We start from the raw sequence: 15078 nt of genomic DNA, 5'->3' as shown, positions 1-15078 counted from the left end.
TCTTGCCCGACCATCTGGAAAGGGCGGGTGCCGACGCTTAGATCGGGGTCGTGCAAGACCGCGTGCTTCTCCTGACCCACCGCAACGATCCCGCCGCAGGCTCGCCGCATCTGGCCGGGCCGGCGGCGTTCCTACATGAATGGGCTGGCTCTTCCGACAAGTCGGCGTCTCGTCTCATCGCTGGCCTGTCCCGGTGCTCGCCCGCTGCAGGCCGCGTCAGGTATCATTCGCTGACGGATCGGCTCGGCGCCCTCCCCTCATCTCGGGCAGCTCAACTGCCGCATTCGACCGGAGCGTGATGACAACTTTCTCCCCCCGCGAAATCGTCTCGGAACTCGACCGGTTCATCGTCGGCCAGCATGACGCCAAGCGTGCGGTCGCTATTGCCTTGCGGAACCGCTGGCGCCGTCAGCAGCTCGTGGGGCCATTGCGCGAGGAAGTCGCGCCGAAGAACATCCTGATGATCGGCCCCACCGGCTGCGGCAAGACCGAGATCGCCCGTCGGCTGGCCAAGCTCGCCGGAGCGCCGTTCCTCAAGATCGAGGCGACGAAATTCACCGAGGTCGGCTATGTCGGCCGCGACGTCGAACAGATCGTGCGCGACCTCGTGGAGGTCGGTATCGGCCTCAAGCGCGAGGAGAAGCGTCGCTCGGTCAAGGCGAAGGCCGAGGCGGCGGCGGAATCGCGCATCCTCGATGCCCTGGTCGGACCGACATCGGGCCAGGCCACCCGCGAGAGCTTCCGCAAGAAGCTGCGGAACAGCGAGCTCGACGACAAGGAGGTCGAGATCGAATTGTCGGGCGGATCGCCAACCGGTCTGCCGATGTTCGAGATTCCTGGAATGCCCGGAGCCTCCATGGGGGCAGTCAATATCGGCGACATGCTCGGCAAGGCGCTCGGCGGCCAGAAGGGCAAGCCGAGGCGCATGACCGTGCGCGAGGCCTACGCGCCCCTGCTCGCCGAGGAATCCGACAAGCTGGTCGATTCGGAATCGCTGACGCAGGAGGCGATCCGCGAAGTCGAGAACAACGGCATCGTGTTCCTCGACGAGATCGACAAGATCTGCGCGAAGGAAGGTCGCTCATCGGCGGATGTCTCGCGGGAAGGCGTACAGCGCGACTTGCTGCCGCTGATCGAGGGAACCACGGTGGCGACGAAGCACGGTCCGGTGAAGACCGACCACGTGCTGTTCATCGCCAGCGGCGCTTTCCACGTCTCCAAGCCGTCCGATCTTCTGCCCGAGCTACAGGGGCGCCTGCCGATCCGCGTCGAGCTGCAGCCTCTCACGGTAGAGGATTTCAAGCAGATCCTCACCACCACGGAGGCGAGCCTGCTGAAGCAGACCGTGGCGCTGATGGCCACGGAAGGCGTGACCCTAGATTTCACGGACGATGCCGTGGACGCCCTCGCACGGGTCGCCGTGGAGGTGAACAATTCGGTGGAGAATATCGGCGCGCGCCGGCTCCAGACCGTGCTGGAGCGGGTGATCGACGACATCTCCTTCACTGCCACCGACCGGTCGGGGGAGACCGTGGCGATCGACGCCGCCTATGTTCGCGAGCGTGTCGAAAGCCTCGCCGCGAACGCCGATCTCAGCCGGTTCATCCTGTAGCCCTCGTCCCGGCGAGGATTCAGGCCGCGACGGCCGTGAGGAAGCGTCCGATCTCGGCTTCGAGTTCGGCCGCGACGTTTTCCACCTGGGCGGCGCTGCCCTGGACACTTTCGGCCATCGTCGCTGTGCTGCGGGCTGCACCCGTGACGGTGCCGAGATCGCGTGCGATCTCCACTGAGGTGGCGGCGGTGTTCCCGGCATTGCGTGAGATCTCGCCGGTCGCCGCGCCTTGTGCGGCGACGGCTGTCGCGAGCTCGGTGGTCATCGCGCTGATCGCACCCATCCGATCCGTCACACGGCCGATGGCATGGGCGGCCTGATCTGTCGAAGTCTGGACGGATGCGACCTGACTGGCGATCTCGTCCGTCGCCTTCGCGGTCTGGCTCGCCAGGGCTTTCACCTCCGCCGCCACGACCGCGAAACCACGGCCGGACTCGCCGGCCCGCGCGGCCTCGATCGTGGCGTTCAGGGCGAGGAGGTTGGTCTGTTCCGCGATGGCCCGGATGAGACCCACGACGGTGCCGATGCGTTGCGCGGTATCGGCGAGCTGCCCCATCTGCTGGTTGGTGGCGGACGCTTCGCTAAAGGCTGCGTCGATCTCGGCCTTGGCGACATCGAGGCGGGCGCCGATCTCCACGATCGAAGCGGAGAGCTCTTCGGCGGCGCTTGCGACGGTCTGCACGTTGGCGGAAGCCTCGCGCGAGCCGGCCGAGGCGCCTTCCACCGCACGGGTGGCATCCGAAGACGCGTCCGACATGGCGGCGGCGCGGGTCCGAAGCTCGCCCGTCTGCGCGCCGACCAACCGGACGGATTCTGCGACTTGCGCCCGGAAACGGGCGATCTCGGCCTCGATGAACGCACGGCGGTCCTGAATGTCCTTGGCACTCGCCATCCGCTCGGCTTCCAGTTCGCGGGCCTTCAGGCTGGTTTGCCGCAAAGCCTCGAGGGCACGGGCCACGGCACCGACTTCGTCTCGTGCGTCGCGATAGGGGATCGCACCCTCGAGATCCCCTGAAACGAGACGGGAGGTCCGCTCCGCGACCACGCGAATGGGTCGAAACATGCGGAACGCGGCAAAGCCCAGGACGAGACAGGCCAGGAGCGCCACGGACAAAATCGTCCAGCGCACCGTCGAGATGGTCTGGGCCTGGACCACGTCGTAGGCTTCGAGGGACACGCCTACGAACAGGATGCCGTTGACCCGACCCTTCGCATCTTGCGTCGGTTGATAAACGGTGAGGTACCGGCGGCCGAACAGGGTCGCGGGCCCGAAATAGGGTTTTCCGCTGCGGATCAGTGCCTGAGCGGGGTGGTCGACGGCGAGGTCGGTGCCCACTGCCCGCTCGCCATTCTCCTTCTTCACCGTCGTGACGCGCCGCACGAAACGGTCGCCCGCCGAATCGTAGGCGAAGACCGTAGCGGTTCCCCCGACATAGGCGACGGTGCGGTCGACGATGGATTGATCGCTTAATGCGCCGAGGTCCGGCGATCTGGCCAAGGTTACCCGATCCCCGTCGAATCCGATCTCTGCTCCGTGGACCGCATCTCGATAGACCAAACTCAGCGTTCGCAGATGACGGTTCCCATCGGCAGCCTGCTTCTCCTTGAGCTGGTGATCGATCTCCCAGTTCGTTGCCATGAGAAGAGTCACGGATACCAGAATAATCATTGCCGCCGTGAGGAGGATGACTTTCCCGGTCAATGATCGAAGATACAACATCATGCCACAATCCAAGCACAGAAATATGGTCGAGGCATGTAGTGAAGCACGATATATTTATCGGCCTATTAATAGTGCCCGTTGATTTGACAAAGCAGTCTAATTTTTCATCTACAATTATATTTCTGATTTCTACTCGATCCGCGGCAGATAAGGAGATGAATTGTGCTGTTGATAGTCGCCACTATGGAACTGCCGGGCGCCGAACCGCTATCCGTCTCACCGGGGTTCCCAGACTTGTCCCGGACGCAGGGCAACGAACCGCTCCGGCGGAATTCCGCCTGCCGCGCATGCCGCCGCCAACGCCTCCGCCGGCTGTTGGATGCCCTCATCGGTGAGGCGGAACGTGCCCCAATGGTGCCCGAGTAGCTGGTCCGCTCCGAGCAACCCGGCCGCGACGACGGCGTCGGCCGGGTTCATGTGCTGGGCTTTCATGAACCACCGTGGCTCGTAAGCCCCGATCGGCAGGGTCGCGAGGCGGGGAGGACCGAAGCGCTCGCGGGCATCGCGGAAGATCGCGCCATCGGCGAGACCGGTATCGCCGGAATGATAGACGACACCGGACGGGCTGGTCAGGACGTAGGAGCACCACAGCGCCATGCGCTTGTCGTTCAGCCCTCGCGCCGACCAGTGGTTGGCCGGTGTCATATGCACGGTCAGGTCGCCGCCGAGATCGATGGACTGACCCCAGTCACGCGTCTCCACATGCATCGTATCGTCGTAGGACCGAAGGATGCTGTCATTGCCCAGCGGCGCGACGATCAGGGGCTGATAGCTTTGCCAGAGCCGCGCCACGGTCGGCCCGTCGAGATGGTCGTAATGGTTGTGGGTGATGAGCACGACGTCGATGGGCGGAAGAGCGTCGAATGCGATGCCCGGAGGATTGACCCGCTTCGGACCCGCCAGGGAAAACGGGCTGGCGCGGGGGGCGAAAACCGGATCGACGAGGATGTTGCGGCGCGCGACCTGGAACAGGTAGCTCGCATGACCGATGAACGAGACGCGCAACCCGTCGACGCGCTCGGGCGGCGTATCGCTGAAGGGGCTCGGAAACGACGTCGGCCAGGCGATCCCGGCCCGCTCCCGCTTCCAGCGCAGGATGTCGCCCAGCACCTTGTCGGGCGGCTGATCGACGCCGTGGAATTGAAGCCCGTCGAAATTATCGGTGACGGGGCCGTTGTAATAAGGGTTTCGGCCCTTGCTGCGCCGGTGCGCCGCGTAGCCGACGCCGCCTAGCGTCATGACGGTGACCGCGGACAGGGTCGCGAGAAGGCTTTGCCGTTTCATCGTTCCGAGATGGCGGTGGCCGCCGGGCAATCAAGACGCGTGCGTCAGGCTTCGCACTCCTTCGGCATCACGGCGACCAGTTCACCGGCAAGTGCGCGGATCTTGCGATGAGCCTCGACCTCGATCTCTTCGCGGGTCTTGTTCTCGGTGGGAATGGCGACCACGCCGGTGATCCGCCCATGCGCGCCGATGAGCGTGAAATTGAATCGTCCCATGCGGCTGCGGCGAACGACGTAATGCGGCAACGGTTCCGTCCCTTCCAGAAGGCATCGGCCTGAAAGGAGCAGCTACGGGGCGGCTGACGGAAAAGTTTCAGGACCGCCAGCGCAATTCCTGCTGAACCAGCGGGTTGCGGAAGGGCCGTGTCTCGCGCGCCGCCTGAAGGGCTTCCCGCTTGAGACGGAAGTACCATTGCGACGGGAGATCGCTCTGGCCGAACAGCACCATGGTCGGCTTCCGGTCGAGGCCGGCCTGGGCGTGCTGGAGCACCTGCTGGTCCTGTGTCAGGAACTGCCGCATGAGCGGCCGCGCAAGCGGCTTCAGCAGGTTGAGGAGCGGCATGTTCCAATAGAGGGCGTTCGTCAGCAGGGTCCGATTGTGCGTGAGCGGCGTCGCGAAGGTGTAATTGGCCACCCGCTTGGCTCCGGCCTCGATCCGCTCCAGCCGCACGCCCGGCAGGCGAAACTCGATTTCGACTTCCGGTACACCGCCCAGCAACTTGTAGACCGGCGAACTCGTCGTCGTGGAATGGCTCGACATGGTGAAGCCGTGCGGCGTCGGCGTGAACGTCTTCACCTTCTCCCGTAATTCCTTCGACGGCCGGAACCACCAGGAATCGTGGACGAAGGCCACGTGGCCGGGGTCGACGAGGCTCAATGTGGTGAGGTCGAACGAGGCCTCGACCACGAGTTCGACCACGAGGGAGCCCGCCGCCTCGAAGCCGAGCTCCGGTAGGGGCGGCAGGTCACCGCCCGGCGCACCCAGGAAGGGATTCACCCAGACGAAGCCGGCGCTCTCGCGAATGGGGAAACGCTGGACCGTGATCCGCGTGAAATCCGCCGCATCGGCGGAGGAGAGGGTCGGTACGTCGCGGCAGCGTCCGTCCGTGCCGAAGCGCCAGCCATGGAACGGGCAGGTCACCGCATCGCCGTCGAAACGTCCCTTCGACAGGGCCATGCCCCGGTGCGGGCAGCGGTCGCGCATGGCGAAGGCGGCTCCGGCCTTGTCGCGGCCGAGCACGATCTGCTCGCCGTTGAGTTCGACCGCCCGCAAGGTGCCGGCTTTCAGCGTGTCGGAGCGGCCGACGCAGTAGAAGGCGTCGGGCAGCGGCTGGCGCATGGCGTCCGGGTCGAGTGCCGCGTCGTCGATCGCCGAATGCGTCGCCGTATCGGCCTTTGCCTGGGTCGGCAGGGATGAGAGCATGACGGGCTGCGATTGTCCTGTATCGGTCTCGCCTCCGGCGACGCCCGATCCGTTCGGATATCGGCCGATGCGTGGCGAAGAGCGCCCCGTCTTACGCTTCGGTGGCGGCGGTGACCATAAGCGGCGGTGACCATGAGCGGGAAGGACCGGCCGCGTTCGGACACCCGCATGCTCGGCTCCGCGCAGCGCCCTTTTTCGCGCGTCTTCGGTGCCCCCCAGCGGCGAGGCGCCGCGCCCACCGCATCGGGGCTTTTCAAGCCGCGGATCCGTGATTAGCTTGGGGTTGTCGCAACGAACGAAAGGAGGTGATCCAGTGTCTCATTGCCTAAATCAGCCGCTTACCTCGGCTAACCGGACCTGGAACGTCGCCTCCGGCGCGCACGCCTAGCGCGTTAGAGGACCCCTCATCGGGTTCGGCCGAACGGATAAGTGGTTCGGCAATGGAAGGGCCGCCCTCATGGGGCGGCCCTTCGTCGTTTGGGTGTTGGCGGTTGGAGCGTTCAGCGCTTCTGGAAGAGAGGCTGCGCCAGCGCCTCCGCACGGGCCATCCAGAGATCGCGGTCGGAGCAGGCCTCGGCGAGTTCAGCGGCCTCTCTCTCGGAGCGCATGCGCGCTTCGTCGAGTTCCTCGATCAAAAGGGCCTGCAATTCGCTGAGACGGTCGCGCTCGGCGCGCAACTCATGAAGTTCGGCCATCTCCTTCTCCACATGGGAGCGCAGGCGGCGTAGTTCCTGGGCGAGAACCCCTTGGAGCTGGTCGTACCGGTCGCCCTCGACCTGGAGCTTGGCCTTGAGCATGAGATTCTCGGCCATGAGTTCCGAGAGGTCGTCCTCTGCCGGTTCGGCTTGAGCGGGCGGCGGGACGACCCGGGGCGACCAGGACTGAGCCTGCGGCTCGGGCTTCTCGACCGCGGCCGGCCTCTCGAACAGCGCGACCTTGTCAGCCGCCGGCCTGTGCGGCTCGGCATGCTGCGACGCGACCGCCGCCTGTTCCTGTGCGGTGGTGGCGGCCTTCATGGCCGCCAACCAATCCCGCAGGGGTCCGGGTGCCGGACGCCCATTTACTTCCTGTGCCTGGTTGTGACGGGCTGGTTCCGACATCGCTCGCGTCCTCATGTGTGAGGAGCATTGGATCAAACCATGCTTAACGAACCGTAAAAGTTAAGGAAAATTAGCTGTCCCGAAACGCGAAAAATCCGAGGCTTTCACATTGAGGCGGACGTCCTCGGGTCGTCTTTGCACGGCGTGGATCGCCCGGGATGGAACCTGCGTCATCGGGCCCCCGACGACTGGCCCTGAACGGGCGCAATCCGCCAGTAACATCAAGCCACTCCCCTCTCCGGCGGGAGCCGGTGCTATAGGGTGGCCGACATTCTCCGAAGGACGGACACGGCGCATGCATATCGAAGCCCCCAGCCTCGCGGGCCAACCCGGGATCAGGCACGCCTTCTTCACCCGTCTTGGCGGCGTCTCGGACGGATTCTATGCCAGCCTCAATGGCGGCCTCGGCTCCCAGGACGAGCCGTCCCTCGTCGTCGAGAACCGCCGTCGCATGGCCGAGCATCTCGGGGTGCCGGCGAGCCACCTCGTCAGCCTGTATCAGGTCCATTCGGCCGAGGTCGCCGTGATCGAAGGCCCGATGGCCCTCGCCGAACGTCCCCGCGCCGACGCCATGGTGACGCGGGTGCCGAACTTGGCCCTCGGCATCGCGACGGCCGATTGCGGCCCGATCCTCTTCGCCGATCCGGTCGGTCGTGTCGTCGGCGCCGCCCATGCGGGATGGAAGGGGGCGTTGACCGGCGTGATCGCCGCCACCGTCGACGCCATGGTGCGCCTCGGATCGGAGCGGAGCGACATCGTCGCCGTGCTCGGCCCGACGATCTCTCAATCCGCCTATGAAGTCGGGGACGATTTCCGCAGCCGCTTTTCCGCGGAGGTTCCGGGTTCCGATGTCCACTTCTCGGAAGGCGCGCGCGAGGGGCATGCCCAGTTCGATCTGCCGGGCTTCATCGCCCGTCGCCTGGGTGAGGCCGGTATCGAGAAGGCATCGGTCCTGGGCCTCTGCACCTACGCGGACGCGGAGCGCTTCTATAGCTATCGCCGTACGACCCATCGGGGCGAGGCGGATTACGGCCGTCTGATCTCCGCGATCAGCCTCGCTGCATAGCGGCCACCGTCATACGTTCCCTCGGTGCGACATCTTGTCATGATCTCTAGGCGAAAAAAGCGTGGCCGTAGTTGAACCTTGGCCGTTCATCTGAGTTTTCGGAGTGCACGACCTCCAGCGAGGTGGTCGCCGCCACAAAGGGGCCGTGTTCAACACACGCGGCGTGGTTGCGATGCAACAGCTTCTTGAGGGATGCTGAGATATAGACGGGGAACTGCGCAGGACCGCTCCGAAAAAAGCGGCCGCGCTAACGAGTAGAGGACCAGTCCATGAAATCCTTCCTTCGCGGCACCACCGCCCTTGCCGGCATCGTCATCGCCGGCTCCGCTTTCGCTGCCGATCTGCCGCGCCGCGCCGCTCCGCCGGTCTTCGTTCCCGTGCCGGTCTTCACCTGGACGGGCGCCTACTTCGGTATCAACGCCGGTTACGGCTTCGACGCTGGCAGCAACAGCGACCGTTACAACCTGCCGGCCGGCTCCGTGCTGAACGGCGGCCCGGTCAACCGGGTGTTCAACGCGAACAGCAGCAACGACCTCGAAGGCTTCGTCGGCGGTGGTCAGGTCGGCTACAACTACCAGTTCACCCCGGGTTCGGGTGTGGTCGTCGGTATCGAAGCTGACGCCCAGTACACCGATTTCGGCAACAAGACCCGCACCGTGAACGGCACGTTCAGCCCGGTCGTCGGCGGCCTCAACGGCACCACCGCCGTTCGCCTCCCCGGCAACGAGATGAACTTCTTCGGCACCGTCCGCGGCCGCATCGGTTACGCCTTCGACCGCACCCTCGTGTACGGCACCGGCGGCTTCGCTTACGGCGACGGCGGCACCGGCTCCGACGATTTCCGCACCGGCTACACCGCTGGTGGTGGTATCGAGTACGCTCTCCCCACGGACTCCTTCTTCAACTTCTTCAAGTCGTCCGCTGTGACGCTGAAGGTCGAAGGCCTGTACGTGAACCTCGAGCAGGACGGCCGCGGCAACCGCTCCGTCTACAACCCCACCACGAACGTGCTTTCGCTCAGCCCTTCGGCTCGCGAAGCCGAGTTCGCCGTGGTCCGCGCCGGCCTGAACTACAAGTTCGGCTCGTACTAGGCCTTACAGAACCGACGCTCCGCCTCATGGCGGAGCACGAGGTCTCTCAGAAGGAGCCCGGCCGAAAGGCCGGGCTCTTTTTGTTGCGTGACGAAGACGCGTAACTCCGGCACCGTCACCTTTCCGAAATTTCATGCTCCGAACCGGAGCTCCCGTGCATCCGCAACGGCGAAGTTCGCGTTGACCCCCTGACAAAGCCAGTGGCGCCACCCCATCTCGGAGGCGCCGGGGCGGCATGGCCCGCAGGCTTCTCTCAGGAGGACGACCCCATGAATAGCGAAGAACGCGAGGTCATCGGCGGCATTTTCCAGCGTCTGGAGCAGGCCGCGAGCCAGCCCCGCGACGCCGATGCCGAGCGCTTCATCGCGGACAAGCTCCGCGCTCAGCCCTACGCGCCCTATGCGATGGCGCAGCTGATCTATGTGCAGGAAGAGGCGATCAAGAGCTTGAACGAGCAGCTCGAGCAGGCGCGTCAGGCGGCACAGCAGCCGCAGGGCGGCGGCGGCGGCTTCCTGTCGAGCATCTTCGGCGGCGGGTCTCGCCAGCCGGAGCCCCAGCGCCCGTCCGGTCAACCGTGGGGCGGTCAGGGCGGACCTCAGCAGGGATATGGTCAGCAGCCGGGCTATGGGCAGCAGCCCGGTTACGGCCAGCAGCCGGGTTATGGTGGACCGCAGCAGGGTGGCCCATGGGCCGGCCAGCAGGCGGCACCTGCTCGCGGCGGCGGCTTCATGGCGACGGCCCTTCCGATGGCGGCCGGTGCGGCCGGCGGCATGCTGCTCGGCAGCGCCTTGTCCAACGCCTTCGCGGGCGGTCATTCGGCTCTCGGCAGCGCGGCGGCGGCGGGACTTCCCTCTGCGGGCGCGGCAGCCGGTAACGAAGATCTCGGCTCGGCCCTCGGCGGCGGCAACGACTTCCAAGACGCGTCGTTCGACAGCGATCCGGGCGGGGATTTCGGCGGCGACCTGGGTGGCGGCGGTGACGACGACTGGGTGTGAGCGACAGTCACAGCCATCACTGCGCGTGATGGCCCCATGACAAGAAAGGCCCGGTGCGTGGAGACGCGCCGGGCCTTTCTCATGAGCGGCCCGGAGGCCGTTAGAGGACTTCGACCCGTGTTCCCACGGGGGTCCGTTCATACAGGTCGATGACATCCTCGTTCATCATCCGGATGCAGCCCGACGAGACGGATTGCCCGATCGTGTGCGGCTCGTTGGTGCCGTGGATGCGATAGAGGGACGAGCCGAGATAGAGCGCCCGCGCACCCAGAGGGTTGGCCGGGCCGCCGGCCATGTGGCGCGGCAGGTCGGGGCGACGCTGGAGCATCTCCGCCGGGGGCGTCCAATCCGGCCATTCGCGCTTCTGGCTGATCGTCTTCATTCCCGACCAGGCAAAACCCGGCCGACCGACACCGATACCGTATCGGATGGCCTGACCGCCTGGCTGGACGAGATAGAGAAACTTCGTCTGGGTATCGATGACGATGGAGCCGGGCTTCTGCCGGCCATCGAACGAGACGACCTGGCGGGCAAAGCGCGCGTCGGGCGCGCGCTCGATTCCCGCGATTTGTCTTTCTGGATCGGCTTGAGCCGGCAGAGCTTGTGACGGCAAGGCAGCGAGCCGCGTGCGAACGGGGGTCTGGTAGAGATCGGGATCGGGAATGCGATCGCCCGAATGGAGCACGCGCGGCATCGGCTCGCCACCGTAACCCTGGGCCGCCGGATGTCGTGGAAGCACGCCGTCATCCGCGAGGCCGGGACGCCGGGCGCGCGGCGGCGTTCCATGACCCGTCACCAGGAATTCGATGAAGCCCCCGCCGTATTGGCCGGAGGGAACCTGGGCTTGTGCGGCCCCTCCCGCCACCGTGGCGGACAGGCAGGCCATAGCGAGGCACAATTCGAGACGCTTCAACACGCGCGATACTCCGGACCAACACGAACCTCGCGCTCAAGCTGGCCGGATGGGACGAGAATCGGGTGAAAAAACGTGGTGAATCGTTCAGGTCACCGCTGCTCTACTGCTAGCTTCAAAGAACAGCATGAATTGTTTGTAAAAGTGCATCGGCCGTTCTCTGTGTTGAAGAAATGGCAACGACTTTGTCGCATGGTGGCTCGAAGGCTTCTCGGATCGGGATTCGCGTCGTTCACCAGGATGACGGCGCCCGGTCCATGCTGCCCTGTCGCTGACCCAGTTACTCCTGCCGGCTGATCATCCCCGATGAACATGAAGCGCTACCGCATCGAAGACAGCCTCGGTTTGGCAAGCGTGCGACCCGTCGTGGAGGTCGCGCACGCCAAGGAGCGTTCCGGCTCCGACGACGTGAAGCTCGATGAGATCCTCTCGGCGATCCAGGAGCTTCGCCGTGTCACGCAGACGAGCACGGTCGAGACCATCGAAGCCTGCCGGAAGGAGCTCAACGAGGCCTTCGCGATGCGCTCCGAACTCGACGTGATGAAAGATGCGATCACCCGGACGAAGAAGGAGATCGCGACGCTCTACCACTCGGAGAATACCGGGAAGGGAATGAAGCGTGTCGCGGGAGAACTCGACGCGGTGGTGGAATCCACCGAGCTGGCGACGAGCACGATCCTCGGTGCCCTGGAAGAGATCGAGACGAATGCCGGTGCGCTGCGGGCCATGCGGCAGGCCGCCGGCGGCGAAAACATCGACATGATCCTCGAGCGGGTGATCGTCGCCTACGAGGCCTGCAACTTCCAGGACCTGACCGGCCAGCGCATCAACAAGATCGTGGGTGTGCTCAAGTTCATCGAGGAACATCTCGACCGCATGATCGAGGCCTGGGGCGGCCTCAACTCGTTCAGCGAGATCCTCGGCGTCGTGCCCCAGGGCCCCAGCATCGACGACGAGAGCTCCCTCCTCAACGGACCCAAGCTCGACAGCGATCCGGGCCATGTGGACCAGGGCGATATCGACGCGCTGTTCGATTAAGACGCGCATGCGCCGACCTTCCCGGGTCGGCGAGACCGGGAGCCCCTTCCCTCTCGAATCCCCGGCGCTTAAGTCTCGGGCATGAGCCGCCAGCCCGCGAAAGACCTGTCTTCCCAACGAGACCTGCCGCCGGATTCGTTCGACGAGCGTGAGGACGCGGACGAGACCCCGGAACGTATCGACGACGGACCGGAAATCGATTTCGATTTCGAGGAAGGCGCTGTCAAAGCCGGCACGGAGATCATCCGCCGGTTCTGGACGACGCTGCCGTGGGGACCGGGCGTCTACCGCATGTTCGACGAGAAGGGTGATGTCCTCTACGTCGGCAAGGCAAAGAACCTGAAGGCCCGAGTCGGCTCCTATGCGAGGGGTCAGGCCCATTCCAATCGCATCGCCCGGATGATCTCGCAGACGGCGGCGATGGAATTCGTCACCACGGCCACCGAGACCGAGGCGCTGCTGCTCGAGGCCAACCTCATCAAGCAGTTGAAGCCCCGCTTCAACGTGCTGATGCGGGACGACAAATCGTTTCCCTACATCCTGGTCACGGCCGATTCCGAGGCGCCGCAGATCGTCAAGCATCGCGGCGCACGGCGGCGCAAGGGCAGCTATTACGGCCCGTTCGCCACCGTCTGGGCGGTGAACCGTACGGTCAACGCGCTCCAGCGCGCCTTCCTGCTGCGAACCTGCACCGACAGCTATTACGAGAATCGCACGCGGCCCTGCCTGCTCTACCAGATCAAGCGCTGCTCGGGACCCTGCACCGGGGAGATCGGGCTGCCGGAATATCAGGCGCTCGCCGAGAATGCGAAGAGCTTCCTCGCGGGCAAGTCCAACGCGGTGAAGGACCGTATGCGCGAGGAGATGCAGGACGCCTCCGAGAAGCTCGAATTCGAGCGTGCCGCCCGCTTCCGGGACAGGATCAGCGCGCTCTCGGCGATCCAGGGGACCCAGGGCGTCAACACCCAGGGCATCGAGGAGGCGGATGTGTTCGCCCTCGACGAACAGGCCGGCCAGTTCTGCATCGAGGTGTTCTTCTTCCGGAACTTCCAGAACTGGGGCAACCGCGCCTATTTCCCGAAGGCCGATCGCAGCATGACGCCGGACGAGGTGCTCGCCTCCTTCATCAGCCAGTTCTACGACGACAAGCCGGCCCCCCGGATCGTCCTCGTCTCCCATGCGATCGAGGATGCGGAGCTGATGGCAGCCGCACTGTCGAGCCGCGCCGAGAACAGGGTGGAAGTCCATCAGCCTCAGCGCGGCGAGCGCAAGGCCCTGGTGGAATATGCCCAGCGCAACGCCAAGGAGGCCCTGGCCCGCAGGCTCGCGGACACCGCCTCGCAGGGCAAGTTGCTCGTGGCGCTCGGGCAATCGTTCGGATTGCCCGCCCCACCCCGCCGCATCGAGGTTTACGACAACTCACACATCATGGGCACGAACGCGGTCGGGGGCATGATCGTCGCCGGCCCGTCGGGTTTTGCGAAGACGCATTACCGCACCTTCAACATCAAGTCGGAGGAACTGACGCCGGGCGACGATTTCGGGATGATGAAGGAGGTGCTCCAGCGCCGCTTCAAGCGTCTCGTGAAGGAAAACCCGCGTACCGCCAACGAGGCGGCGATCTCAGCCAGCGAAGGCGGTGCGGCCGAGCCGGTTCCCGAAGCGGACGGCGAGACCATGCCGGCCTGGCCGGATCTCGTCCTCATCGACGGCGGCAAGGGCCAGCTCGAAGCCGCCCGCACGGCGCTGGAGGAACTCGGAGTCACCGATGTCGCCCTCGTGGGCATCGCCAAGGGTCGCGATCGCGATGCGGGACGCGAGACCTTCTTCGTGCCCGGAAAGGCCCCGTTCAAGCTGCCGCCGCGCGATCCGACCCTTTACTTCGTCCAGCGCCTGCGGGACGAGGCCCATCGCTTCGCCATCGGCACGCATAGGGCCAAGCGCAAGCGCGAGATGATCAAGAACCCCCTCGACGAGATCGCCGGCATCGGTCCGACCCGCAAGCGCGCCCTCCTCCACCATTTCGGGACGGTGAAGGCGATCCAGCGCGCCTCCCTGGAGGATCTGGCGACCACGCCCGGCGTCAACGCGGCCACGGCACGTGCGGTGTATGATTTCTTCCATGCCGGAGGCTGAGGCTCAAAAACGCCTGCGTCAGGTGGGTTCGGTACCGGGGTCGTCGTCTGACCGGCTATACAGAGCCTCGTAATCCTTCCCGCCATAGAAGATGTTGGTGATCCGGACCCTGTCGTCCTCGACCAGATAAGCGATCACGGCGGAACGCTCGAATGGTACCGTGCGAAGGCCGGATACGTCGTCGTCGCGTGGTCGACCGGCACGAGGCGCATCTCAGATTCGATCACGTCGGGACTTGAAGCGTCGTACGAACGACGCGGCGACCGAGACGCTTCCACTCGCTTCGCGAACGAAGCGAAAAATGTCGCCAAGGTCGACCAACGCATCCGGCCGGAAGAAGACCTGGAGTCTACGCACCCGAGGTCTTGGCGCCCTCGCCGGCGAACAGGCGTGCGAGGTGAACGTCCGCTTCCATCGCCGTCAGATCCTGCCGGGCGTCACCAAGTGAGCGGCGAACACGAGCCCGTATCTCGGTCAAGCGCTCCGCTTCTTCGAGCCGTTGCCGCTGCCACAGTCGCAGCGCATCATGCATGACCTCGTTGGTCGATGAATACTCACCTGCCTCGATGCTTTCACGTACCGCCTGTTGGAGATCGGGCGTCATGGTGATGCTGATCGTGTCTGCGGACGACATGCGTGAGCACTCTATTCCCTCAGCGCATTGGTAGCACAAAATCCGGCTCGGCACATTCGGTTGC

General features: G+C 65.1%; 13 protein-coding genes. 6 read left to right on the top strand and 7 right to left on the bottom strand.

Annotated features, from left to right (window positions below; all coding sequences use genetic code 11):
* Nucleotides 1–298 precede the first annotated feature (298 nt).
* On the top strand, nt 299–1612 hold the full coding sequence (gene hslU, locus IPV08_RS21565) for an ATP-dependent protease ATPase subunit HslU (RefSeq protein WP_207413585.1): 1314 nt from the start codon (nt 299–301) through the stop codon (nt 1610–1612).
* A 19-nt stretch (nt 1613–1631) separates the two neighbouring features.
* Here the strand turns inward: hslU and IPV08_RS21560 are convergent, their stop codons facing one another.
* From IPV08_RS21560 to IPV08_RS21540, 5 genes are all read right to left on the bottom strand, one after another.
* Nucleotides 1632–3110 (bottom strand): methyl-accepting chemotaxis protein, encoded by a 1479-nt coding sequence (locus tag IPV08_RS21560; RefSeq protein WP_246748121.1) that lies wholly within the window; start codon nt 3108–3110, stop codon nt 1632–1634.
* Nucleotides 3111–3551: 441 nt separating this feature from the next.
* Nucleotides 3552–4619: an MBL fold metallo-hydrolase gene (locus IPV08_RS21555; protein WP_207413581.1), complete on the bottom strand. Its 1068-nt coding sequence runs from the start codon at nt 4617–4619 to the stop codon at nt 3552–3554.
* Between the two features lie 44 nt (nt 4620–4663).
* The gene (locus IPV08_RS21550; RefSeq protein ID WP_207413579.1) at nt 4664–4834 is read right to left on the bottom strand and encodes a hypothetical protein; all 171 of its coding nucleotides are present in this window, start codon (nt 4832–4834) and stop codon (nt 4664–4666) included.
* Between the two features lie 97 nt (nt 4835–4931).
* Nucleotides 4932–6041 carry an aromatic ring-hydroxylating dioxygenase subunit alpha gene (locus IPV08_RS21545; protein WP_207413577.1) on the bottom strand — a complete coding sequence of 370 codons (1110 nt, stop codon included), beginning with the start codon at nt 6039–6041 and terminating at the stop codon, nt 4932–4934.
* Nucleotides 6042–6541: 500 nt separating this feature from the next.
* Nucleotides 6542–7141 carry a hypothetical protein gene (locus tag IPV08_RS21540; protein ID WP_244478089.1) on the bottom strand — a complete coding sequence of 200 codons (600 nt, stop codon included), beginning with the start codon at nt 7139–7141 and terminating at the stop codon, nt 6542–6544.
* A gap of 295 nt (nt 7142–7436) precedes the next feature.
* On the opposite strand from IPV08_RS21540, the gene pgeF reads away from it, so the two are divergent.
* The 3 genes from pgeF to IPV08_RS21525 all read left to right on the top strand — a co-directional run bounded on the left by pgeF (nt 7437) and on the right by IPV08_RS21525 (nt 10293).
* Nucleotides 7437–8207, top strand: a complete 771-nt coding sequence (gene pgeF, locus IPV08_RS21535; RefSeq protein ID WP_207413575.1) for a peptidoglycan editing factor PgeF — start codon at nt 7437–7439, stop codon at nt 8205–8207.
* A gap of 269 nt (nt 8208–8476) precedes the next feature.
* On the top strand, nt 8477–9298 hold the full coding sequence (locus tag IPV08_RS21530) for a porin family protein (RefSeq protein WP_056429813.1): 822 nt from the start codon (nt 8477–8479) through the stop codon (nt 9296–9298).
* A gap of 269 nt (nt 9299–9567) precedes the next feature.
* Nucleotides 9568–10293 (top strand): DUF2076 domain-containing protein, encoded by a 726-nt coding sequence (locus IPV08_RS21525; protein WP_056429810.1) that lies wholly within the window; start codon nt 9568–9570, stop codon nt 10291–10293.
* Between the two features lie 100 nt (nt 10294–10393).
* Here the strand turns inward: IPV08_RS21525 and IPV08_RS21520 are convergent, their stop codons facing one another.
* Nucleotides 10394–11179, bottom strand: a complete 786-nt coding sequence (locus IPV08_RS21520; RefSeq protein ID WP_207413611.1) for a L,D-transpeptidase — start codon at nt 11177–11179, stop codon at nt 10394–10396.
* Between the two features lie 333 nt (nt 11180–11512).
* On the opposite strand from IPV08_RS21520, the gene IPV08_RS21515 reads away from it, so the two are divergent.
* Together IPV08_RS21515 and uvrC are read left to right on the top strand one after the other, a co-directional pair.
* Complete coding sequence (locus IPV08_RS21515; protein WP_207413573.1) at nt 11513–12244, top strand: chemotaxis protein; 732 nt, start codon at nt 11513–11515, stop codon at nt 12242–12244.
* A gap of 81 nt (nt 12245–12325) precedes the next feature.
* Nucleotides 12326–14380 (top strand): excinuclease ABC subunit UvrC, encoded by a 2055-nt coding sequence (uvrC, locus tag IPV08_RS21510; protein WP_207413571.1) that lies wholly within the window; start codon nt 12326–12328, stop codon nt 14378–14380.
* 349 nt (nt 14381–14729) lie between these two features.
* Here the strand turns inward: uvrC and IPV08_RS21500 are convergent.
* The coding region (locus IPV08_RS21500; protein WP_348646171.1) for a hypothetical protein at nt 14730–15078 on the bottom strand (349 nt) is incomplete at its 5' end.

The sequence above is a fragment of the Methylobacterium sp. SD274 genome (genome assembly GCF_017355285.1).
Taxonomy (GTDB): Bacteria; Pseudomonadota; Alphaproteobacteria; order Rhizobiales; family Beijerinckiaceae; genus Methylobacterium.
Note: the sequence above shows the minus strand (reverse complement) of the source record. Positions and strands in the feature narration are given on the sequence as shown.